Origin of the sequence: Devosia algicola (assembly GCF_028816455.1) — a bacterium.
GTDB lineage: Bacteria > Pseudomonadota > Alphaproteobacteria > Rhizobiales > Devosiaceae > Devosia > Devosia algicola.
The window spans coordinates 1,376,581-1,396,946 of record NZ_CP118246.1 but is presented as its reverse complement, the minus strand read 5'-3'; the positions used below and the strand labels follow the sequence as shown (position 1 = coordinate 1,396,946).

Below are 20,366 nucleotides of genomic sequence, written 5' to 3'. Positions count from 1 at the left end.
TCTGCTTCCTAGGTATGCCAAAGCCGGGGCAGGGTACCGCCGCCCGATAATTGAGCAATAAGTGGAACAATCAGGCGCCGCAAGGCCAACCCGTTGGGCGCCAGAGCCCGGATGATCAGGCGGTCGCCGATGGCACTGGCGGCAATTTTGGCATCGTCGGGCAGCAGACTACGGATAGTGTCGAGACGGGCAACAGCATCGGGCGCAATCCGCAGGATTGTTGCGAAGGCACGCGTGCCGGCGAGCAGGGACATTCCGTCACGCTCCGTTGAGGTGCCGCCGAGTTGAGTTGCCTCGGCATGGATCAGCCGTCCATTGCGCCGGACACGCCACTGATCGGTCAGTTGGGCGTTGCGAGCGTCCTCGCCCATGGCGTCGCGACCGAGCAGGACAGCCTCGACGGCGGTTAGCGTTGCACCTTGGGCGAGATCTATGTTGATGGCGCGCCTCAGCTTGCTGGCGTCAAAAAGGATGGTTTCCTGAGGGAGCCAATCGATATGGGCGTTTTCCTCAGCGATCAGTTGAGTGTCGACCCGGGCGACGTCACCGGTTGACTTATAGATCCGCTCACAAGCCTGCGTCGTCAGAACCAGCTGGCTGTTGGGGGCCGCGTGGGCGCTCCATTGCATATTATCACCGCCCGTCAGACCGCCTGCGGTGTTGATCAGAACCGCCTCCAAGGCCTGACTATGGGTATTGGGCAAACGAATTTTTGCACACCCGTCCTGATAAAGGGAAAGCAGGCGGGTGCCGCGCGAGCCGAACTGGGTGGCAACACGACCTTGTCCCCATGCCCGTTGCATCGCGACTGGGTTGGACTTGTTCACGATTTCTTTAGTCGAATTTTTCAAGGCAACGAATTCCGATTGGTGACGTTGTATATCCGAGCCGCAAATGTTGCGTCAGTAAAAATTTGAAATACAGAGAGGATTCTAAAATGAATATCAAAACCATTGCTTCCGCTATCGCTCTTTCTTCTGCAATGCTTCTTGGTGGTTCGGCTTATGCTGAAACAATGATTGGCAGCACAACTGTAATGGAGGCCGATCTTCCAGCAGTTCAGCAGCGTTGTGATCAGCTTGCATTAGCTTCTGACACATCGGCCACCGAAAGCGATGCCATGGGCACCGATAGCACGGCCGGCGGTTCTGCTGCGAATGTGGAAGACGCTGAAGAGGTCAACGAACTCGAGCAGGTTACCACCACAATTGACCTTGATACTGTGACTCTTGAGCAGTGTCAGGAAGCGGGCCTCATCGCCGAATAATTGGCTCGCATTCCCGTCTAATCAATGCCCAGCGCAAGCTGGGCATTTTTTTGTTTTCATATCCATCAAATGGTGGCGTACCTCCGGCAGATCGAGATCGCAGGCGGGGCCAGCGTGCCGAATTTCACCGCGATCCATGTCATATATATCGTCGGCGATCTTGCGGCAGAAATCCAGATAATGTTCGACCAGCAGAATTGTCATGCGTTTTTCGTCGCGTAGAAACTTCGGCGCGCTTGCTATTTGCCGAAGTTTGGCGTCGCGGCTTACCTTAGGCGATTTGCGGCCGTCGGGGTATCGGCACCGGGTTGCGTAAACAATCAGAACCGGTTCGATCACATCATAGCGCGTCGCGGAACCGGTCCATTGCAAACCCGTTAAGTCCTCTGCAAGACACTCGAATTGGCGACCCAGGTTGCCCATGGTTCGGTTGACTGCCGCAAAGGCCGACGCTCCTTTGTGGTGTCGCCGTAGGGCGCGGAACTCTTGAGTTCCGCGCTTTCTTTGTTATGCCGCCAATACGTCTTCTGGCGTTAGCAGCGTATAGTTCTGGACCTCGGCTACCGGTGCGCAGGTCACGTGTCCTTTCCAGACATTGAGGCCGGCACGCAGGTGCTTATCAGTTCGAATTGCGTCTTTCCAACCTAGATTGGCTAGTCGCAGGACGTGGGGCAAAGTGGCGTTGTTAAGCGCGTAGGTCGATGTGCGGGCAACGCCGCCGGGCATGTTGGCGACGCAATAGTGCACAATGCCATCAACAACATAGGTGGGGTCGGCGTGCGTCGTCGCGTGCGATGTCTCAAAGCACCCGCCCTGATCGATGGCTACGTCGACCAGCACTGCGCCGGGTTGCATGGTCGCAAGCATGTCACGCGTCACCAATTTTGGTGCCGACGCGCCAGGAACCAGTACGGCACCGACGACAAGATCAGCGGCGGCAACATGTTCGGCAATTGCGGCCTTATTGGAAAACAGGACACGTGCCTTGGCACCGAAATGACCTGAGAGACGTTCGAGCGCGGCAGGGCTTCGGTCGAGAATAGTGACGTCGGCCTGAAGGCCCACGGCGTTTTCGGCGGCATGAAAGCCCACAACGCCCCCGCCCAGAACCACAACTTTGGCGGGTTTCACGCCCGGCACCCCACCGAGCAGGACACCACGGCCGCCATGCGCCTTTTCCAACGCCGTGGCGCCAGCCTGGATCGACATGCGACCGGCAACCTGGCTCATCGGCTTGAGCAGGGGCAGGGCGCCATTGGCGTCGGTCACGGTTTCGTAGGCGATGGCGATAGCGCCGGAATTTACCAGATCGCGAGTCTGTTCAGGATCGGGGGCGAGATGAAGGTAGGTGAACAATAGCTGATCGGGGCGGAGCATGGCACGCTCGACAGCCTGGGGCTCCTTGACCTTGACGATCATGTCGGCGGCGTCGAACACCACTCGGGCATCATTGGCAATTTCGGCGCCAGCGGCGCGATATTCGTCGTCGCTGTCGTCAATGCCAGCGCCGGCCTGCGTTTCCACCATTACCCGGTGGCCTGCATGGGTCAGTTCTGTCACGCTTTCCGGCGTGAGGCCGACCCGATATTCATGGTTTTTGATTTCTCTTGGTACACCAACCAGCATTGCCATCTCCCTCGACAAGAACAGGCAACCAACAAAACAAGTTTTTACTGAAAAGTCCTTGCAATGTTTACGCTAAACCGGCAGTTTTTCGAATGTTGTTCGAACAAATGCTGGAATTACGCAATGACGTTGCAACTTGATGCGGTAGACCAAAAGCTGTTGCGAGCACTCCAGCAGGATAGCCGGAAAAGTGTCCAGCAGCTGGGAGACCTGGTGGGCCTCTCCGCCTCTGCCTGTCATCGACGTCTCAAGGCGCTGGAGGAACATGATATTGTGGTTGGCTATCAGGCCATTCTCAATGCGTCGGCTCTCGGCCTCTCGATGCAATTCTTTATCGAGGTTGGGCTGACCAGCCAGAGCGAAGCGGTACTGGAGGCGTTTGAGGCTGCGGTGCTGGATATTCCCGAAGTGCTCGAGTGTCATTTGATGGCGGGACAGTCGGATTATATCCTGCGGGTGATCTGTCGAGATCACGAGGATTTTGAGCGTTTGCACCGCCGCTTGAGTGCGAGGCTGCCGGGCGTGGCGCGGGTGCACTCCAACATGAGTATTCGCACGGTCAAGGCGCGTTCTGGCCTGCCGCTCTAACTGTGGCGCTGGTGATGGCGTCAATTTGACTTGCCGAACGCGACGAGCCTGGCGACAATGACCTCAAAGGACGGTTGGTGACTATGGAAAAGCAAATCGTAGGTGGTGGACCAAAGAAGGTTCTCTATACGCTCCAGACAGTGGGCAAAATGGGTTTGGGCAAGGCGGCCAAGGCGCTGACCTCGAAAAACACCTGCAAGGCCTGCGCCTATGGCATGGGTGGCCAACGCGGTGGGATGACCAATGAGACTCGATGAGTTTCCATCGGTTTGCAACAAGTCCGTGCAGGCGCAATCGAGCGATGTTCAGGGGGCAATTCCAACCGAGATATTTGATCACGATATTGGTGATTTGCAGGAACTAAGCGGGCGCGAAATCGAATATCTCGGACGTCTGGGTACCCCGATTTATAAAGCGGCCGGTGAAAACCGGTTTCGCCCGGTCGATTGGAACTGGGCGCTGGAACGTGCCGCTGAAAAGCTAGTGGCCACCGATCCGGCGCGGAGCCTTTTTTATTCATCGGGACGGTCATCAAACGAGGCCGGGTTCATTTTTCAGCTGTTGGCGCGGGCCTATGGGACCAACAATGTCAACAATTGCTCCTATTATTGCCATCAGGCTACCAGCGAAGGGTTGGCAACCACCATCGGCAGGGGAACGTCCAGCGTCGAGCCTGGATGATTTAACCGGCGCCGACCTGATCTTTGTGATCGGGGCTAATCCTTCGTCCAATCATCCGCGTTTCATCCATATGCTCAAGAACTGCCGCGAGCGGGGCGGGCAGGTCATCATCATCAATCCCGCAAAAGAGCCGGGTCTGGTCAAGTTTGCGGTGCCGAAATCGCCGCGTTCAATGCTCCAGGGCGGCAGCGAAATTGCCTCGGAATATTTGCAGCCGCGTATCGGGTCGGACATTGCGCTGATGAAGGGACTTGCCAAGGCCGTCATTAAATTGGGCTTGGAGGCAGAGCCGTTTATTGCGAGCCATAGCAACGGCTTTGCTGATTTTCGCGCGGATATCGAAGCGCTGGGCTGGGACGAGATCGAGGCCAGTAGTGGCATCTCACGGGCTGAGATCGACCATATTGCGCGTATTTATGGTGCCGCAGAAAACGCCGTATTTGCCTGGGGCATGGGGATGACGCACCATCTGCATGGCGTTGCCAATGTCGAGGCCATTGCTAATCTGGCGTTGTTGCGCGGCATGGTGGGAAAACGGTTTGCCGGCCTGTTGCCGCTTCGCGGCCATTCCAATGTGCAAGGGATCGGTACGATTGGCGTCAAGCCGGTCCTGGCTAGGGAGGTGCTGGCGAAAATGGAGGCGGCGTTTGGCGTCACGTTTCCAGCAGCCAAAGGCATGGATACCATGGCGTGCCTTGAGGAAGCGGCGCGTGGTCGCATCGATTGCGCCATTATCATGGGCGGCAATCTTTGGGGTGCAACGCCCGATCAGGCTTTTGCTACCCAGGCGATGGCGGCAGTGGGTTTCAAACTGTTCCTGACCACCACGCTCAACCTTGGTCATGTCAATGGATTGGGCGAGGGCGAGGCACTAATCCTGCCGGTGACGGCACGTGACGAGGAATGGCAACCTACCAGTCAGGAATCAATGTTCAACTATGTGCGACTGAGCGACGGCGGTATCAAGCGGGTCGGCAACGTACGCCCCGAAAGCCAGATATTGTGCGATATCGGGGCGCGGATATTGCCCAATGGCCCGATTGATTTTGCGGCGTTCAGCCAGCATCGCAAGGTGCGTGAGGCGATAGCCGCCATTGTGCCGGGCATGGAGCAGCTTGGCGATATTGACGTTGCCAAGAAAGAATTTCATATCCGTCACAGGGTGTTGCATACGCCGGCGTTCGGAACGCCGAACGGTCGCGCCAATTTTGTTATTACACCATTGCCTGCCCGCACCACGGGGAGCCTGACGCTTGCCACCATTCGGAGCGAGGGGCAATTCAACACGATTATCTATGAGGATGCCGACAGCTATCGTGGCGGTGCGCGGCGGGATGCCGTGTTCCTGAACCGGGACGATATGGCGGCCTTTGGCGTTTCGGACGGTCAGCCGATTACCATTAGGCTCGGGCAGCGGGCGCATGCGGGGCACCGCCACCATGTTTGACCTGCCGCGCGGCAGCGCCATGGCCTATTACCCAGAGGCCAATGTGCTCGCGGGACGGGACGTTGACCCGCGTAGCCGGACCCCGGCGTTCAAGTCGATCGCGGTAACCCTTGTAGCCTGAGATCAAACATCGCCGCCGATGGCGGGGAATTTGGTGGTTGGTTAGAATGGTGCATTGCCCCCCGACCGGGGATGGCCTAGATACGGGGCAAATTTGAAACCGCTCCAAAGAGGTTTGCAGCCTATGGCTCGCCAGTTTATTTATCACATGAACGGAATGTCCAAAGCCTATGCCGGTGGCAAGAAGGTTCTGGACAATATCAACTTGTCTTTCTACCCGGACGCCAAGATCGGTGTTTTGGGCCCCAACGGCTCGGGCAAGTCGACGCTGCTCAAGATCATGGCGGGGATCGATACCGAGTTTGGTGGCGAGGCGTGGTTGGCGCAGGGCGCCAAGCTTGGTTATCTGGCGCAGGAACCCGATTTGGACCCGGCGCTCAATGTGCTCGGCAATGTAATGACCGGGGTCAAGGAAAAGCAGGCAATCGTCGACCGCTACAACGAGTTGATGATGAACTATTCCGATGAGACGGCGGACGAAGCCACCGAGTTGCAAGACCGGATCGACGCAGAAAATCTATGGGATCTGGAGAGTCAAGTTGAAGTGGCGATGGAAGCACTCGGGTGCCCGCCCGGAGATGCTGACGTAACAAAGCTATCGGGTGGTGAACGGCGGCGCGTGGCGCTGTGTGCCTTGCTATTGGCCAAGCCCGACCTGCTGTTGCTTGACGAACCAACCAACCATCTGGACGCTGAAACCACCGCTTGGCTGGAACGGCATTTGCGCGAATTTGATGGTGCCGTCCTGATCATTACCCATGACCGCTACTTCCTTGACAATGTGACCGGCTGGATTTTGGAGCTGGATCGTGGCCGGGGTGTTCCTTACGAAGGCAATTATTCGGCTTATCTAACCGCCAAGGCCAAGCGTTTCGCGCAGGAGAAATCCGAAGATGCGGCGCGCGCAAAGGTGTTGGAACGCGAACGCGAATGGATGGGGCAAAGCCCGCAGGCTCGCCAGTCAAAATCCAAGGCCCGCCTCAAGGCCTATGATGAACTGGTCAAACTCAACGATGCCCGCACGCAATCGACGACGGCACAGATCATTATTCCACCCGGCGAACGTCTGGGACAGAATGTCATTGATATTGAAGGGTTGTCGAAATCCTACGGGGACCGTTTGTTGATTGACAATCTGAGCTTCAAGCTGCCGCCCGGTGGTATTGTGGGGGTCATTGGACCCAATGGCGCGGGCAAGACGACACTGTTCCGGATGCTGACCGGCCAGGAGGTACCCGACGCTGGCACTATCACCATCGCCGACACGGTCACGCTGGGCTATGTTGACCAAAGCCGGGATACGCTCAACCCCAACAAGACCGTGTGGGAAGAGATTTCCCAAGGCGATGAAATATTGATGCTGGGCAAGCGCGAAATGAATTCGCGGGCTTACACATCGACGTTCAATTTCAAGGGTGGCGACCAACAGCAAAAGGTCGGCAATTTGTCAGGCGGACAGCGCAACCGCGTGCATCTGGCCAAAATGTTGAAGTCAGGCTCCAATGTGTTGCTGCTTGACGAGCCAACCAATGATCTGGACACCGAGACATTGGCGGCGCTTGAAGAGGCGTTGGAAGAGTTTGCCGGTTGCGCCGTTATCATCAGCCATGATCGCATGTTCCTCGACCGCCTTGCCACCCATATGCTGGCGTTTGAGGGTGACAGCCATGTGGAATGGTTCGAAGGTAATTTTGCAGACTATGAAGAAGACAAGATCCGTCGGCTGGGGGCCGATGCGGTCAATCCCAAGCGTGCGACCTACAAGCCGCTGACGCGGTAACGAGGCGGAAATGAGCGAAGCGTTTGGCGTCACCTACAGTGGCGCGAAGCTGGCGTGTCGGAGTGAAGGCGAGGGGCTGCCGATTGTTTTTCTGCATGCGGGGGTTTGCGACAGCCGCATGTGGGAAAGCCAGATTGCAGCGGCTGCCGCCGAGGGGTTTCGCGCGATCGCCTATGATCGCCGGGGATACGGGCAAACAACTTCGAGCGATGTGTCGTTCAATCATCTCGACGATCTGGAGGCGGTTCTCAGGGCGCTGGATATTCACGCCGTCATTCTGGTTGGCTGTTCGCTGGGCGGGGGACTGGCGCTTGATTTCGCGCTCAAATATCCCGGCAGGGTAATCGGTCTCGTGCTGATGGGCACATCGGTGGCAGGTGCACCCTATGATATGCTGGAAAGCGAGCAGGGACTGGAAATGGCCGAGGCGGATGCACTTGAGCGCGGCGACCTCGACATGCTCAATCTGGTTCATGCCCATGAATGGCTGGACGGGCCGCGGGCGCGCAATGGTCGAGTGGGTGGGGACATTCGCCAGTTGTTTCTGGATATGAACGCCAAGGCGCTTCACGCAGCCCCACTGACGCAGGAGCAACAGCGACCTGCAGCCTATGATTTGGTCGGGACGATCAATGCACCGACATTGTTGATTGTGGGGGATCAGGATTTCAACAGCCAGATCCAGTTGCATGAATATTTGTCGGAAGAAATGCCCAATGCTTTTGCCGTGGTACTGGAAGATGTCGCGCATATTGCGAGTATCGAACGCCCCGATCTGGTCAATCCGTTGCTGGTCGAATTTCTTGACGCGGTGGTCGGGGTCGATGACGAGGAAGATGACGGCGAGGAACTCGACTAGGACCGTCAGGTAACAATCTGATTCAACGCCCTACCCAACTGAATCTAGACAGGGCGTCAAGATATTGAAATAAAACGGTTTTATACCGCAAGAATGCCGTCGAAATGCTTGGCCAGCTGGGCGGTTGGAGTGTTGGTCAAATCCTTATCCAACTCGCCAACGATGGCGTTCTTGACTGCCGGTGTCATTGCCTTGCGTATGACGCCCAAGGCGATTGGCGACGCAGAAATGACCAAGCGGTCGTAGGCGCTGTCGCGGAGTTTTTCGTCGAGCATTGCGGCCATGGATTTGACGAATTCTGCCTCGCGGTGCTGAACCGGATCAGTGCGGGGCTGCATGCCGCTCTTGCTGTCGCCGCCTGGAATGGCTCCGCGGCCAGGGCGATCCGCCATGATATCCTGAGCCTGAAGCGTTGGAATGGCAAAATCCAGACCATCAACCTGTTTTAACCCTTTGCCTGGACCGGTATGCTCAAGCACGCGTGCCTGTGCGCCGTCGGCAAGCAGAATCCAAGTGATGGTCTTTTTCATTGCAAATCTCCTTTGGTGGGGAATTGTATTGCCCCTGAATGGCAACGCGGCACAGTGAAAAAAGTTGATAGCGATGGTGCAGCAAATTCGGTCAGAATTAAAGGCGAATTGACGCACTACTTGGATGTAGCGATCAGTTTGATGATTATCACGTCGGTGGCGGTCTGGTTTCCCGAATAGTTTCGGCGATCTGGTGAAAGACTGTGGCAAACGGCGTTGCCTGGCGCCAAACAAGCAATAATTGGCGCCCGGCGCCCGGCGCCTCAAGTTCGTGAATGGCGATCCGGGCGCTGGCGGTTTCCTTTCGCAGCGATATCCGTGGCAGGAGTGTTACACCCTGTCCGTGGGCGACAAATTCGACGATGGTTGATAGTGAGGTTGCCGCAAAGGTCCGACCCCCGCCAGTGCCATCCAAATGACAGGCGGCGATGGCCTGGTCTCGCAAACAATGTCCCTCATCCAACAGCAAGATTGTTTCAGGGGCGACGTCCGCGAGCGCTATCGGCGATGAGCTAGTTTGATTTGCGGCAGTTGCCAGCACGAACGGATCAAGAAATAGGGGTGCACTTGTCAACGCCGGACCGTTTTCGGGCGGTTCAGTGGCAATGAGGGCGAGGTCGACATTACCTTCGTAAAGACCGGTAAGAAGGGCATCAGTTCGACTCTCGCTGACCATGAATTTTACGCCAGGGAGCCTGTCGGCCAGCGCGGGAAATATGTCGGGCAGCAAATATGGTGCGACTGTTGGAATCAGCCCGAACCTTATCGGGTGATGTGGGGAGCCGTCTTGCCCGGCAACAAACGCCTCAACAGCGTCAGCGGCCTCGATGACCTGCTGGGCCCGGTCAATAAATTCGCGCCCAAACGGCGTCAGTTGAACAGCCCGGTTGGACCGGTCGAACAGCAGCGTGCCACACTGGGCCTCGATGAGCTGGATTTGCTGGGACATCGCTGGCTGGCTGATGTGACATTGCACGGCGGCGCGCCCGAAATGGCCGGTTTCAGCAATGGCAATGGCATATCGAAATTGCTTTAGCGACAGCGTCATAGTGTCAGCTTATACTAATTAGTAGATCAATCAATTTGCCTAATGGATATGCATGGGCCACAACAATGGTCAGCAAAATCATTCAATGGGAGACGAACGATGGTCGACAAACCGACAATGACGACGAGCGCCGGAGCGCCGATTTCGGACAATCAGAACTCGCAGACGGCGGGTCCGCGCGGACCGGTGCTGCTCCAGGACTTCCATTTGCTGGAAAAACTGGCGCATCAAAATCGCGAGCGTATTCCCGAGCGGGTGGTTCATGCCAAGGGTTGGGGCGCGTTCGGCACGCTGACCATAACTCATGACATTTCGAAATACACACGCGCCAAGGTGTTTTCCGAGGTCGGCAAGAAGACCGACATTCTGTTGCGATTCTCGACGGTAGCGGGCGAAATGGGGGCGGCAGACGCAGAACGCGACGTGCGCGGTTTTGCGCTCAAATTTTATACAGAAGAGGGCAATTGGGATCTTGTCGGCAACAATACGCCGGTATTTTTTGTGCGTGATCCGCTAAAATTCCCCGATTTCATTCATACACAGAAACGTCACCCCAAGACCAATCTGCGCTCCAAGACCGCAATGTGGGATTTTTGGAGCCAAAGCCCGGAATCGCTGCATCAGATCACAACGCTGTTTTCGGATCGCGGTCTGCCGGTGGCGCCGATGTATATGAATGGCTATGGCAGCCATACCTATTCGTTCTGGAACGATGCGGGCGAGCGCTATTGGGTCAAATTTCACTTCAAGACACTCCAGGGTCATCGCACTCATACAAATGCCGAGGCGGAAAAAGTTATTGGCGCCAGTCGCGAAAGCTACCAGGAAGCGCTTTATGGTGGCATCGACCGCGGCGAATTTCCAAAATGGCGGGTCGAAGTCCAGATCATGCCGGAGATGGATGCGGACAAGACGCCTTACAACCCGTTCGATTTGACGAAGGTCTGGCCGCACGCCGATTATCCGCAGATCGAGGTTGGCGTGCTCGAGCTTAACCGGAACGCCGACAATTATTTTGCCGAGATTGAACAAGCGGCCTTTTCTCCCTCCAACGTTGTGCCGGGTATCGGGCATTCACCCGACAAGATGTTGCAGGCGCGCATATTTTCGTATGCGGATGCGCACCGTTATCGACTGGGCACACATTATGAGGCGCTGCCAGTGAACCAGCCAAAAGTGCCGGTCCATCATTACCACAAGGATGGGGCGATGCGTTTCATGCCCAATAATCCAAATTCTGACGCCTATTATGAGCCCAACTCGTTCGGTGGCGCGGTAGAGGATAGTTCGGTAAAGGAGCCGCCGTTGCGCCTGACCGGCGATGCGGATCGTTTCAATCATCGTGAGGGCAATGACGACTACAGCCAACCACGGGCGCTGTGGAACCTGTTCGATGACGACCACAAGCGGCGGCTCTATGCCAATTATGCCGCGGCAATGGATGGTGTGCCTGATGAGATCATTGCGCGACAACTGGCTCATTTTGAGAAAATTCACCCCGATTATGCCGCTGGCGTCAAAGCAGCACGGGCGGAACTTGCCGGCAATGCGCACAAGGCCGACGCAATTTCGGACAATGAGAGCGCCGGGGTCTAGGCCTAGTCGCGGGCATCGAGCGGTGCCCGCAGTTGGCCGCTGATGGGGGCCCGCCCCCATCAATTAGATAAAGTTTGAATCAAATATCCTCGCAATTTTTCAATTGATGCAATTCTTGCCCTGTCATGGTGCCGGCACATAAGCGCCGCAGCATGGAGGGCGACGATGAGTGAAATTATTGAAGGTGAGAAAGCGTTTTCAAGCTTTCGGGTTCTCAATGGGGACGCTGAAACCGGGGAGCGGGACCAATTATTTCGGAACATGGCGCAATTGTTTGCCTATGTTTCGGATCGTTGCGACGATGACCAGGTGGCCCAGTATGACGAGGTGCTGTGTCATCTGGCCGAGCTGGTCGAAGTTGAAGCGCGCGTGCATGTCGCCAAACTGTTGGCGCCGCTTGAACGGGCGCCGGGTACGGTTGTGGTGCGCCTGGCCAACGATTCGTTTGAGGTGGCGCGGCCGCTTCTTGAGTTTTCCAACGTCCTCTCCGACGATGATCTGATCGACATCATCAGCATGCGCAGCGAGGCCCATCGCACCATTATTGCCGGACGCGAGACAGTGCCGCCGCGTGTAGGCGATGCGATTGTTGATCACGGCGGCACAGCTTCGGTGGCGCGTCTGGTTAGAAATGCGGCAGCAGAACTTGGCCATGTAACGCTCGAAAAGCTTTTGGTTCGGGCCAGCAAGGACGCTGAAATCGCGACCGACCTTCGTGGCCGCCCCGAAATTGACTGGAGTGGACTTCACGGCAAGATCCGGGTGGTGGCGGACAAAGTCATCGACGATCTTGGCAACACCGACGGCACGATTGATCCGGCGGCAGCCAGCAAGGTCAATGCGGTAGTCTATAACCGGCTGCGCAATAGGGCCGGGTTCTCGGCCACTGAGTGGAAAGTTGCCTACAATCAGATCAAGGCACTCAGCGATCGGCGGCAACTTGACCAAAAGGCGTTGGCGCGGTTTGTGCGCTTCGGCTACGGTCACCACGCAGCGGCGGCGCTGACCGCAATGCTTAAGGTCGGTCCGGAAGTCTTGATCAAGTGGCTGGCCATGCAGGATTATGTTGCCATTACTGTTGCGCTAAAAGCGCTCGGCCTGCCATCGGATATGTTTGAGGGGCTGGTGTCTGTTCTGCCTTGGCGGGATCTGCCCGATGACAGCGATTTGCAGATGATCAATGCGCGGTATGAAGCGCTTAGCGTTGACGAGGCTAGTGGCATATTCGAATTGTGGCGTGCCCACGCGTTCCGCAAGCGGCAGGTGACCGAGGAACGCGCCTCCAGCGTTGCTTGACCGTAGATTTCCACGAGCGCCCGAACTGACTATGTTCAGACCGGGCGCTCTTGTTTTGGCTTTCCCAACGTTGTGCATTGCACTGGACCTTTTCCTGGATCAAATATAAAGACATCTTTATATCTGATTTGAGGTCTAGCCGCATGGCGGAGCTGACGGCACTGGTGAACATCTTGAAGGCGGCGGGTGAAGACACGCGTCTTCGCCTATTGGCGTTGCTGGCCGAGGGTGATCACACGGTCAAGGACCTGACCGAAATATTACGCCAAAGCCAGCCGCGTGTCTCGCGTCACCTGAAATTGTTGGCGGATGCGGGTCTGGTTCAGCGCCACGCCGAGGGGGCGTGGGCCTATTACAGTCTGACCCAGCACGGGGCAGGTGCCGCATTGGGTCGGTGGCTGGTTGAGCGGCTGGATGATGGGCCCGAGCGACGGCTTGATCGTGAGCGCCAAGACTCTGTGCGAGCGGCACAACAGGAGCAGGCCGCCGCATTCTTTGCCAAAGTTGCGGGACACTGGGACCAATTGCGGCGATTGCACGCACCAGAGTCGGCAGTTGAAGAAGCAGTGGTGAACGCCCTTGCGGGACAAGACGTCGAGTTGCTGATCGATCTTGGCACCGGCACGGGTCGCATGCTCGAAGTGCTGGCTGACACCTATCGGCGTGGCATTGGCATCGATTCCAGCCGCGAGATGTTGGGGGTTGCGCGCGCCAAACTAGTTACCGGTGCTATTGGCAATGCCCAGGTTCGGCTCGGTGATATTACAGCGATGGATGCCTCAGTCGGGCCGGCCGATGTGTTGGTGTTGCACCAAGTGTTGCACTATTTCGATGATCCCGGTCGTGTCCTGGCACAGACAGCGCAATTGCTCAGCGCCGACGGGCAGATTTTGATCGTCGATTTTGCGCCCCATGAGCATGAGTTTTTGCGTATCGAACAGGCGCACCGGCGTTTGGGCCTTTCAAATGAGCAACTTGACGATTGGGCTGGCGCATTGGGTTTTACAGCGGATCTGGTGCGCGAATTTCCCAGCGAGAACGGCGCGCGGGGACTGACTGTGTGTTTATGGCGACTGACCCGGCCCGCCGAGACGATCAATATAGGTAACTGAGAATGTCACATATTTTAGAGCGGCCCAGCCGACTATCGGCGCAAGACCGCCCCGAATTGCAGATTTCCTTCGAGTTCTTTCCGCCCAAAACGGATATGATGGAGGAAAAGTTCTGGAGACTCGATTAACAAGCTGGCACCGCTTAAGCCACGGTTTGTTTCGGTGACCTATGGTGCAGGCGGTTCCACCCGGGAGCGTACCCTGCGGATGGTATCGCGCATTACCAGTGATACTGGCGTTGCGGCAGCGGCGCACCTGACGTGCGTCGGGGCAACGCGGACGGAAGTTGACGATGTTGTACGCGGCTACAAAAGCGCTGGTGTCGACCGTATCGTGGCACTGCGTGGTGATCCGCCTGAAGGGGTAGGCCAGCCCTTTGTCGCGCATCCCGAGGGTTATGCCAATGCGGCAGAGTTGGTGGCGGGCATACGCAGGCTTGGCGATTTTGATATTTCAGTCGCCGCTTATGTCGAACGCCATCCTCAAAGCGCCAACTGGGATGTCGAAATTGACAATCTCAAACGTAAATTTGATGCGGGCGCTGATCGTGCAATTACCCAGATGTTCTTCGACAATGAGGACTATTTCCGCTTCATCGACCGGGTGCGTGGCGCAGGGATTGCAGCGGAGATCGTGCCGGGCATTCAGCCCATCCATAATTTCAAGCAAATCGCCAATTTTGCTTCACGGTGCGGGGCAGGAATGCCCGCGTGGCTTGCCGAGCGATTCGAGGGGCTGGAGGACGATCCTGAGACGCAAATGTTGGTCGCGGCGGCTGTCGCTTCGGAACAAGTGCTCGAGTTGGTTGACGCCGGTGTTACCCGATTTCACTTCTATACGCTGAATAGATCAAACCTGGTGCTGGCGCTGGCACGTCTGTTGGGACGACGACCGGAATAGCGGTTTGCTGGGTCGTTCAGTTTGGGTTCAGGCGGCAGCAGATAGATTGACAACGGGTGTGGGTTCACAAAAAGGCCACTAAATTCGGCTTGTCATGGGCGGGTCAAATCAATGGTCGGAATGACAAAATATGCAGATTAGCGGTAACATCAGCAATGGCATGGCCTGGGCTGGCGTCGTTTTCGTCGTCGGTGTGGTTACTTTTGACTTGGCCACGGGCACTTTAACACCAAGCGCGGACCAGTTTGCCGAAGCCAGCGTGGTGGCGAGCAAGCCGAACCCGGCAGTGGTGAAGCGCACAAGCAATATTGCCGAAGTCGCGCCGGTCAAGGTGGCGCCGCAACCTGCCGGGATGCGCCCGACGGTGCCGGTAAACGCGGCGATTGTCGAAGCAGCCAAGCCGGTGTCGATCGATGCGTCCGAAGGTACGCAACTGGCGCTGAGCGGCGATGTCGATGTCGTGGACAAATATCTGGCCAGCGGCAGATCCTTGCCTGCCTATATCAGTGGCAACGCGGCGCCTTCCACGGCCGCAAACGAGACAATCACACCGGTGATGGCTGAATCCGAGCCAGAAGCCGCTCCCCTGGCCACGTCGACACCCCAACAGGCGGCTGCAGCAGACACGATCACCGTTGGCTCGATTTCCGCGCCTGAAAAGGTCGCGCCAATTCCCATGCCGCTTTCAATGCGGCCAAAATCAGTTGCGCCGCTGATAGTCGATGAGGCACGACGTGACGAGTCCAACCATCCGGTTCCAGTAGCCGAAGTGGGCCCACAAGTGCTGGGTCCGGACGATTTGTCGGGGTGGACCTCGGGTCCGTTGTCCGATTTTTTGGCGCGTAAACGGGCAGGGCGCGTGTCCGACAACTATGACGCGGATGGGTTTTTTCTTGATCAGGGACCGCAGCGTGGTGGCGGGGCGCGGGTTGTTCGACGATTGTATGATGGCGGCTTCTGAAGGTTCCATGACCAAATTGTAACGCTGCTGTGCAGTGATGTAGGTGGACCCGTCCGCCAAACACCTATAGCCTTGAATTAGCGACATTGCGGTTAGGGACCGCCAAACGGACGGGAGGCTGCCATGACATTTTGTTGCGTGCGCAAGCCCGAAGAAAATTATGATATCTGGCAAAAGCTATCCTGCTTCCTGGGCTCGGTATCGCGGCGAACAGGGCTGTTCGGTTCCATGATCAATATTCTGGATCCCGATACGTGGTTGCCCGGGGGCGAGATGCGGCGTTTACGCTGTCGCTTATCGCACTGGCTGCAAAAATGGCGGTGGCCGACGGGGCTGTAACGGCGTCAGAAGTCCGGGCCTTTAATGCAACGGTCGAAATTGCGGCGGGACAGGAACCCCAAGTAGAGCGCCTATTCAATCTGGCCAAACAGGATGTCGCAGGTTACGAGCACTATGCGCGCAAGATTGGCCGGTTTTTTTCGGATAGTCCCGAAACGCTCGAGCATGTTCTAGACAGCCTGTTTTTTATTGCCACTGCCGATGGGATGGTGCACGAGGCTGAGACCCGATTATCTCAAGTCGGTGAGTATGATATTCGGGTTTGATGAAGCCCGGTTTGAGCAGATGGCTGCCCAGCATGTCATGCTGGAGGCGGGAGTTGACCCTTATATGGTGCTCGGATTGTCGCCAGACGCAGATCCCGCCGAAGTGCGTCGCGTCTATCGCCTGCTGGTTGCGGAACACCATCCGGACAGGTTGATTGCTCGTGGTGTGCCGGGCGATCTCATTGATGTCGCAACGGCGCGAATGGCGTCGATCAATCGCGCCTACAATGCAATTATGAAGCCACCAACCCCAAAACTGATTGGTTGAGCTTGCGGTTAGCGCGCTGGCCCTCTAATGCTCCACCCGCCAGTTGACCGGGTGGCCGCGCTCCAGTGGGTAACCGCTGGAGGGAGGAAAGTCCGGGCTCCATTGAAACACGGTGCCGGGTAACGCCCGGCGGGGGCGACCCCAGGGAAAGTGCCACAGAAAGCAAACCGCTCCGGTTCGCCGGAGTAAGGGTGAAAGGGTGCGGTAAGAGCGCACCGCGGGACGGGCAACCGGACCGGCACGGTAAACCCCACCGGGAGCAAGACCAAATAGGGATGACGCGGGGCTTGCCCCAGCCGGTTTCAAGGCCAGATCATCCGGGTTGGTTGCACAAGGCGTCTGGCAACAGGCGTCACAGATGAATGGTCGCCACGTATTGCGCTCCGGTGCGATGCCCTACAGAACCCGGCTTACAGGTCAACTGGCACTTATTGACCCACGCGCAGGCCAGCGATTTTTACAAATCGTCTATGGGAAACAGAATCTTAAAAGTCATCGGGCAAAGTGCAGCCAGAACCGCCTGAGGGCGAGATTGTGTGAGTGCCGGTCGGCGACCGGAATTTGGAGTGGCGCCAGATCATGGGCAAGCGTTCAATGCCCGAAGTTTCCAAGGCCTCTGGGCCCCATGTTCCCGTTCTGTTGAATGAGGTTGTTGCGGCGCTTTCACCGCTTGCGGGCAAGCGAATTGTCGATGGCACGTTCGGGGCGGGTGGATATTCGCGCGCGCTGCTGGCAGGCGGCGCCGATGTTATCGCAATAGACCGTGACCCTAGCGTCTTGCCCTTCGCGCAGACGCTGGACGAGGCGTTTCCGACCCAGTTTTCGTTCGTGCCCGGCACCTTTTCGGGGTTGGACCACTTGGCAGGCGGGCGCGGCGTCATTGACGGCGTTGTTCTCGATATCGGCGTGTCGTCCATGCAATTGGATGAGGCCGATCGTGGGTTTTCGTTCATGCGCGACGGACCGCTGGACATGCGGATGAGCGCCGACGGACAAAGCGCTGCAGATCTGGTGAACACGCTGGAAACCGAGGCACTGGCCAATCTGCTTTATGCATTTGGTGAGGAACGAAAATCTCGCCGGATTGCCCAATTCATCGTGGCAGCACGCGAGACAGCACCCATCGTGACCACGCTTGATCTGGCGCGCGTGATCGAAAAGGCAATCGGGCGCAAACCCGGTGACGCCCATCCAGCAACCCGCAGCTTTCAGGCGTTACGCATTGCCGTCAACGCCGAATTTGAACAATTGGTCGAAGGATTGTTTGCCGCAGAACGCCTGTTGGACGAGGGCGGAACACTGGCGGTAATCAGTTTTCATTCACTCGAGGACCGGATTGTCAAAAGATTTTTTGATCCCGAGAAGGGCGGGCCGATGCAGTCGCGCCATCTGCCTCAGGTCGAGATGGCTACGCGACGCTGGGCGAAGGTCGCCAAGGCCATCAAGCCGGGTAGCGAGGAACTGTCACGTAATCCGCGCGCCCGTTCATCGATATTGCGCACTGCCAGGCGCACGGGCGCGAAAGCGCGCCCGACAAGCTCTGAGGGACTAGGCATGCCGGTGGTGCGAGGCACATGATGATGCGCAATCTCAACATAGTCCTGATGCTGACCAGCGCCATCGCGCTGGCTGGGGTCTATGGATTGAAATTCTCAATCGAGGATACCGCCAACCAGCGTTCGGCGCTGGTTGCCAAGATAAAGAGCCAGGAAGGCGATCTGTCGCTGCTCAAGGCCGACTGGGCGGCGTTGAACCAACCCGGTCATATTGAACCCATCGTGCGGCGGCACGAAGAAGCGCTAGGTATTGGCCCGGTCCAGCAGAAGCAGTTCGGATCCTTCGCCGATCTACCGATGCGTCCCGCCGCGCCTGACAGCAAGGCGCTCAATGCATTGTTTGAATCGCTGGATGCAGGTGTGGATCCAATCGACGCTATACTTGAGGGACTGCAATAATGGCTGCGATCAGTGAAAATTATGCACCCACAATTGCGCTCGATGGGTCACGCAAGACTCGGGGCAATCTGACCCAGGCACGTATCCGTTGGATGATTTTGGCAATATTGCTGGGATTTGTAGTGGTCGGTGGGCGGCTCATTCAGTTGGGTATGGTGGTCACCGATTCAACCATCGAGGGGCAGGCACGCGATGTGATCACCGCGACAAGACCGCCAATTCTGGATCGTAACGGACTGGAAATGGCAGTCGATATACGAGTGCCGTCGCTTTATGCCGAACCGCGCCGCATTATCGATGTCGATGAAGCGGTACGCAAACTGGTGACGGTGCTGCCTGAACTCGACCCGGAATGGCTTCGCAAACGTCTTAGCGGCGATCAAGGATTTGTCTGGGTTGAGCGCGAATTGTCTCCCGCCCTCGAAGAACGCGTGATGCGTCTTGGGATACCGGGTATTGATTTTATTACCGAGAGCAAGCGGTTCTATCCGGGCCTTCGAGAGGCCTCCCACGTCCTGGGATCAGTCAATGTCGACAATCAGGGCATATCCGGGATCGAAAAGCATATTGACAATGAAGACGTTGCGCTGTTGCAGGATATTGGCTTGGCGCGCGGCAACGATCTGGCGCCGGTCACCTTGTCGATGGACATGCGCGTTCAGCACGTCATGTATGACGAACTCCAGGATGCCCTGGTGCGCTACAAGGCCATCGCCTCGGCGGGTGTGATGATGGATATTTACACCGGCGAGGTGGTTGGTCTGGTTTCCTTGCCTGACTTTGATCCCAACGATCCGAAGTCGGCATTGGTCAAAGGCAGCTTTAACCGCATCACCGCCGGTATTTACGAGCTTGGTTCGACCTTCAAGACCATCACGATGGCCGCGGCGCTTGATAGTGGCAAAGTCAAGCTGACCGATCAGTTTGATGCGCGCTATGGGATCAGGTTCGGGCGCTATACTATCGATGATTTCCATGGCAAGCACCGAATTTTGAGTGTACCGGAAATCTTCAAATATTCTTCGAATATCGGCACGATCCGTGTCATGCAGGCGCTGGGAAAAGAGAATTTCCGAGCGTTTCTGACCAAGCTGGGGTTCGACAAGCGGGTGCCGTTTGAGTTGCCGGAAATGCGGACGCCTACAATTGCGAAGGAATTTTCAGATGTTGGCGCGGCGACAGCATCATTTGGCCACGGTTTGAGCATCAGTCCTTTGCATATGGCTGTCGCTGTCTCCGCCTTGACCAATGGCGGTAACTACATCGCGCCCACCCTTTACAAGCGGACGCGGGCGGAAGCGGAACAGTCCTACGTACGGGTGGTGCAACCCCAGACCAGCGACTGGATCCGCTACTTGCTCCGGTTGAACGCTCTTGAGGGATCGGGACGACAAATGGACAAGGAAGCCGATGGTTATCGCGTTGGCGGCAAGACCGGTACAGCAGAAAAAGTTGTCAATGGACGCTATTCGAACAGCAAGGACTTCAACGTCTTTGCGTCGGCCTTCCCGATGGACAATCCTCGCTATGCCATGGTCATTCTTGTTGACGAGCCGGAGGCCGAAAACGCGCAAAGTGGTGTTACTGCAGGCTGGAACGCGGGCATGGTTACCGGTCGGATCGTCCAGAGGGTAGCGCCAATGCTGGGGATCGCGCCCGATTTCAGCCCGGCGCTGGATGTGGCGACCACGCCATCATTCCTGCGTTCGAGCGGTTCGGGAGAATAG

21 protein-coding genes, 1 other RNA gene and 2 pseudogenes are annotated in these 20,366 nt (G+C 56.9%); 19 read left to right on the top strand and 5 right to left on the bottom strand.

Annotated features, from left to right (window positions below; translation table 11 throughout):
* Nucleotides 1-8: 8 nt before the first annotated feature.
* The gene (locus PSQ19_RS07440) at nucleotides 9-851 is read right to left on the bottom strand and encodes an urease accessory protein UreD (RefSeq protein ID WP_282220246.1); all 843 of its coding nucleotides are present in this window, start codon (nucleotides 849-851) and stop codon (nucleotides 9-11) included.
* Between the two features lie 86 nt (nucleotides 852-937).
* On the opposite strand from PSQ19_RS07440, the gene PSQ19_RS07435 reads away from it, so the two are divergent.
* On the top strand, nucleotides 938-1,267 hold the full coding sequence (locus PSQ19_RS07435; protein WP_282220245.1) for a hypothetical protein: 330 nt from the start codon (nucleotides 938-940) through the stop codon (nucleotides 1,265-1,267).
* A 21-nt stretch (nucleotides 1,268-1,288) separates the two neighbouring features.
* Here PSQ19_RS07435 and PSQ19_RS07430 read toward each other — a convergent pair.
* Together PSQ19_RS07430 and ald are read right to left on the bottom strand one after the other, a co-directional pair.
* Nucleotides 1,289-1,495: pseudogene (locus PSQ19_RS07430) on the bottom strand (hypothetical protein); the annotation flags it as partial.
* 279 nt (nucleotides 1,496-1,774) lie between these two features.
* The gene (ald, locus tag PSQ19_RS07425; RefSeq protein ID WP_282220244.1) at nucleotides 1,775-2,893 is read right to left on the bottom strand and encodes an alanine dehydrogenase; all 1,119 of its coding nucleotides are present in this window, start codon (nucleotides 2,891-2,893) and stop codon (nucleotides 1,775-1,777) included.
* A 123-nt stretch (nucleotides 2,894-3,016) separates the two neighbouring features.
* On the opposite strand from ald, the gene PSQ19_RS07420 reads away from it, so the two are divergent.
* From PSQ19_RS07420 to PSQ19_RS07390, 7 genes are all read left to right on the top strand, one after another.
* On the top strand, nucleotides 3,017-3,481 hold the full coding sequence (locus tag PSQ19_RS07420) for an Lrp/AsnC family transcriptional regulator (RefSeq protein WP_282220243.1): 465 nt from the start codon (nucleotides 3,017-3,019) through the stop codon (nucleotides 3,479-3,481).
* 83 nt (nucleotides 3,482-3,564) lie between these two features.
* The gene (locus PSQ19_RS07415; protein WP_282220242.1) at nucleotides 3,565-3,738 is read left to right on the top strand and encodes a hypothetical protein; all 174 of its coding nucleotides are present in this window, start codon (nucleotides 3,565-3,567) and stop codon (nucleotides 3,736-3,738) included.
* On the top strand, nucleotides 3,725-4,162 hold the full coding sequence (locus PSQ19_RS07410; RefSeq protein ID WP_282220241.1) for a molybdopterin-dependent oxidoreductase: 438 nt from the start codon (nucleotides 3,725-3,727) through the stop codon (nucleotides 4,160-4,162). Before PSQ19_RS07415 ends, PSQ19_RS07410 begins: the two co-directional genes overlap by 14 nt.
* On the top strand, nucleotides 4,068-5,609 hold the full coding sequence (locus tag PSQ19_RS07405; protein WP_282220240.1) for a molybdopterin-dependent oxidoreductase: 1,542 nt from the start codon (nucleotides 4,068-4,070) through the stop codon (nucleotides 5,607-5,609). Before PSQ19_RS07410 ends, PSQ19_RS07405 begins: the two co-directional genes overlap by 95 nt.
* A complete protein-coding gene (locus tag PSQ19_RS07400) occupies nucleotides 5,584-5,730 on the top strand; it encodes a hypothetical protein (RefSeq protein WP_282220239.1) in 147 nt (48 codons plus the stop codon). The genes PSQ19_RS07405 and PSQ19_RS07400 overlap by 26 nt, the downstream gene beginning before the upstream one ends.
* 123 nt (nucleotides 5,731-5,853) lie before the next feature.
* Nucleotides 5,854-7,509, top strand: coding sequence for an energy-dependent translational throttle protein EttA (gene ettA, locus PSQ19_RS07395; protein WP_282220238.1), 1,656 nt, complete (start codon nucleotides 5,854-5,856; stop codon nucleotides 7,507-7,509).
* Nucleotides 7,510-7,519: 10 nt separating this feature from the next.
* Nucleotides 7,520-8,368, top strand: a complete 849-nt coding sequence (locus tag PSQ19_RS07390) for an alpha/beta fold hydrolase (protein ID WP_282220237.1) — start codon at nucleotides 7,520-7,522, stop codon at nucleotides 8,366-8,368.
* 80 nt (nucleotides 8,369-8,448) lie between these two features.
* On the opposite strand, the gene PSQ19_RS07385 is transcribed toward PSQ19_RS07390, so the two are convergent.
* The gene (locus tag PSQ19_RS07385; protein ID WP_282220236.1) at nucleotides 8,449-8,898 is read right to left on the bottom strand and encodes a host attachment protein; all 450 of its coding nucleotides are present in this window, start codon (nucleotides 8,896-8,898) and stop codon (nucleotides 8,449-8,451) included.
* A gap of 148 nt (nucleotides 8,899-9,046) precedes the next feature.
* Entirely contained in the window at nucleotides 9,047-9,946 is a 900-nt protein-coding gene (locus PSQ19_RS07380; protein WP_282220235.1) for a hydrogen peroxide-inducible genes activator, read from the bottom strand.
* A 99-nt stretch (nucleotides 9,947-10,045) separates the two neighbouring features.
* Between PSQ19_RS07380 and PSQ19_RS07375 the strand changes: the two genes are divergently transcribed.
* The 11 genes and pseudogenes from PSQ19_RS07375 to PSQ19_RS07325 all read left to right on the top strand — a co-directional run bounded on the left by PSQ19_RS07375 (nucleotide 10,046) and on the right by PSQ19_RS07325 (nucleotide 20,366).
* Nucleotides 10,046-11,542 carry a catalase gene (locus PSQ19_RS07375; RefSeq protein WP_282220234.1) on the top strand — a complete coding sequence of 499 codons (1,497 nt, stop codon included), beginning with the start codon at nucleotides 10,046-10,048 and terminating at the stop codon, nucleotides 11,540-11,542.
* A gap of 165 nt (nucleotides 11,543-11,707) precedes the next feature.
* A complete protein-coding gene (locus PSQ19_RS07370) occupies nucleotides 11,708-12,838 on the top strand; it encodes a DUF2336 domain-containing protein (protein ID WP_282220233.1) in 1,131 nt (376 codons plus the stop codon).
* A gap of 143 nt (nucleotides 12,839-12,981) precedes the next feature.
* Nucleotides 12,982-13,950: an ArsR/SmtB family transcription factor gene (locus tag PSQ19_RS07365; RefSeq protein WP_282220232.1), complete on the top strand. Its 969-nt coding sequence runs from the start codon at nucleotides 12,982-12,984 to the stop codon at nucleotides 13,948-13,950.
* A 2-nt stretch (nucleotides 13,951-13,952) separates the two neighbouring features.
* Nucleotides 13,953-14,850 (top strand): annotated as a pseudogene (gene metF, locus PSQ19_RS07360) (methylenetetrahydrofolate reductase [NAD(P)H]).
* A gap of 130 nt (nucleotides 14,851-14,980) precedes the next feature.
* Nucleotides 14,981-15,811: a hypothetical protein gene (locus PSQ19_RS07355; protein ID WP_282220231.1), complete on the top strand. Its 831-nt coding sequence runs from the start codon at nucleotides 14,981-14,983 to the stop codon at nucleotides 15,809-15,811.
* Between the two features lie 254 nt (nucleotides 15,812-16,065).
* Complete coding sequence (locus PSQ19_RS07350) at nucleotides 16,066-16,416, top strand: TerB family tellurite resistance protein (RefSeq protein ID WP_282220230.1); 351 nt, start codon at nucleotides 16,066-16,068, stop codon at nucleotides 16,414-16,416.
* The gene (locus PSQ19_RS07345) at nucleotides 16,400-16,684 is read left to right on the top strand and encodes a J domain-containing protein (protein ID WP_282220229.1); all 285 of its coding nucleotides are present in this window, start codon (nucleotides 16,400-16,402) and stop codon (nucleotides 16,682-16,684) included. The genes PSQ19_RS07350 and PSQ19_RS07345 overlap by 17 nt, the downstream gene beginning before the upstream one ends.
* A 39-nt stretch (nucleotides 16,685-16,723) precedes the next feature.
* An RNA gene (rnpB, locus tag PSQ19_RS07340) (RNase P RNA component class A) lies at nucleotides 16,724-17,113 on the top strand.
* A 150-nt stretch (nucleotides 17,114-17,263) separates the two neighbouring features.
* A complete protein-coding gene (gene rsmH, locus PSQ19_RS07335) occupies nucleotides 17,264-18,262 on the top strand; it encodes a 16S rRNA (cytosine(1402)-N(4))-methyltransferase RsmH (RefSeq protein WP_282220228.1) in 999 nt (332 codons plus the stop codon).
* Nucleotides 18,259-18,639 carry a cell division protein FtsL gene (ftsL, locus tag PSQ19_RS07330; RefSeq protein ID WP_282220227.1) on the top strand — a complete coding sequence of 127 codons (381 nt, stop codon included), beginning with the start codon at nucleotides 18,259-18,261 and terminating at the stop codon, nucleotides 18,637-18,639. Before rsmH ends, ftsL begins: the two co-directional genes overlap by 4 nt.
* Nucleotides 18,639-20,366 carry a peptidoglycan D,D-transpeptidase FtsI family protein gene (locus PSQ19_RS07325; protein WP_282220226.1) on the top strand — a complete coding sequence of 576 codons (1,728 nt, stop codon included), beginning with the start codon at nucleotides 18,639-18,641 and terminating at the stop codon, nucleotides 20,364-20,366. Before ftsL ends, PSQ19_RS07325 begins: the two co-directional genes overlap by 1 nt.

Excerpts from the sequence above, each read along its gene's own strand:
- PSQ19_RS07405 (WP_282220240.1), top strand. The coding sequence starts at position 4,068 with ATGTCAACAATTGCTCCTATTATTGCCATCAGGCTACCAGCGAAGGGT.
- PSQ19_RS07435 (WP_282220245.1), top strand. The coding sequence starts at position 938 with ATGAATATCAAAACCATTGCTTCCGCTATCGCTCTTTCTTCTGCAATG.
- PSQ19_RS07385 (WP_282220236.1), bottom strand. The coding sequence starts at position 8,898 with ATGAAAAAGACCATCACTTGGATTCTGCTTGCCGACGGCGCACAGGCA.
- ftsL (WP_282220227.1), top strand. The coding sequence starts at position 18,259 with ATGATGATGCGCAATCTCAACATAGTCCTGATGCTGACCAGCGCCATC.
- PSQ19_RS07400 (WP_282220239.1), top strand. The coding sequence starts at position 5,584 with ATGCGGGGCACCGCCACCATGTTTGACCTGCCGCGCGGCAGCGCCATG.
- PSQ19_RS07325 (WP_282220226.1), top strand. The coding sequence starts at position 18,639 with ATGGCTGCGATCAGTGAAAATTATGCACCCACAATTGCGCTCGATGGG.
- PSQ19_RS07420 (WP_282220243.1), top strand. The coding sequence starts at position 3,017 with ATGACGTTGCAACTTGATGCGGTAGACCAAAAGCTGTTGCGAGCACTC.
- ald (WP_282220244.1), bottom strand. The coding sequence starts at position 2,893 with ATGCTGGTTGGTGTACCAAGAGAAATCAAAAACCATGAATATCGGGTC.
- PSQ19_RS07390 (WP_282220237.1), top strand. The coding sequence starts at position 7,520 with ATGAGCGAAGCGTTTGGCGTCACCTACAGTGGCGCGAAGCTGGCGTGT.
- PSQ19_RS07365 (WP_282220232.1), top strand. The coding sequence starts at position 12,982 with ATGGCGGAGCTGACGGCACTGGTGAACATCTTGAAGGCGGCGGGTGAA.
- ettA (WP_282220238.1), top strand. The coding sequence starts at position 5,854 with ATGGCTCGCCAGTTTATTTATCACATGAACGGAATGTCCAAAGCCTAT.
- PSQ19_RS07370 (WP_282220233.1), top strand. The coding sequence starts at position 11,708 with ATGAGTGAAATTATTGAAGGTGAGAAAGCGTTTTCAAGCTTTCGGGTT.
- PSQ19_RS07410 (WP_282220241.1), top strand. The coding sequence starts at position 3,725 with ATGAGACTCGATGAGTTTCCATCGGTTTGCAACAAGTCCGTGCAGGCG.
- PSQ19_RS07375 (WP_282220234.1), top strand. The coding sequence starts at position 10,046 with ATGGTCGACAAACCGACAATGACGACGAGCGCCGGAGCGCCGATTTCG.
- PSQ19_RS07345 (WP_282220229.1), top strand. The coding sequence starts at position 16,400 with ATGATATTCGGGTTTGATGAAGCCCGGTTTGAGCAGATGGCTGCCCAG.
- PSQ19_RS07355 (WP_282220231.1), top strand. The coding sequence starts at position 14,981 with ATGCAGATTAGCGGTAACATCAGCAATGGCATGGCCTGGGCTGGCGTC.
- PSQ19_RS07380 (WP_282220235.1), bottom strand. The coding sequence starts at position 9,946 with ATGACGCTGTCGCTAAAGCAATTTCGATATGCCATTGCCATTGCTGAA.
- rsmH (WP_282220228.1), top strand. The coding sequence starts at position 17,264 with ATGGGCAAGCGTTCAATGCCCGAAGTTTCCAAGGCCTCTGGGCCCCAT.
- PSQ19_RS07415 (WP_282220242.1), top strand. The coding sequence starts at position 3,565 with ATGGAAAAGCAAATCGTAGGTGGTGGACCAAAGAAGGTTCTCTATACG.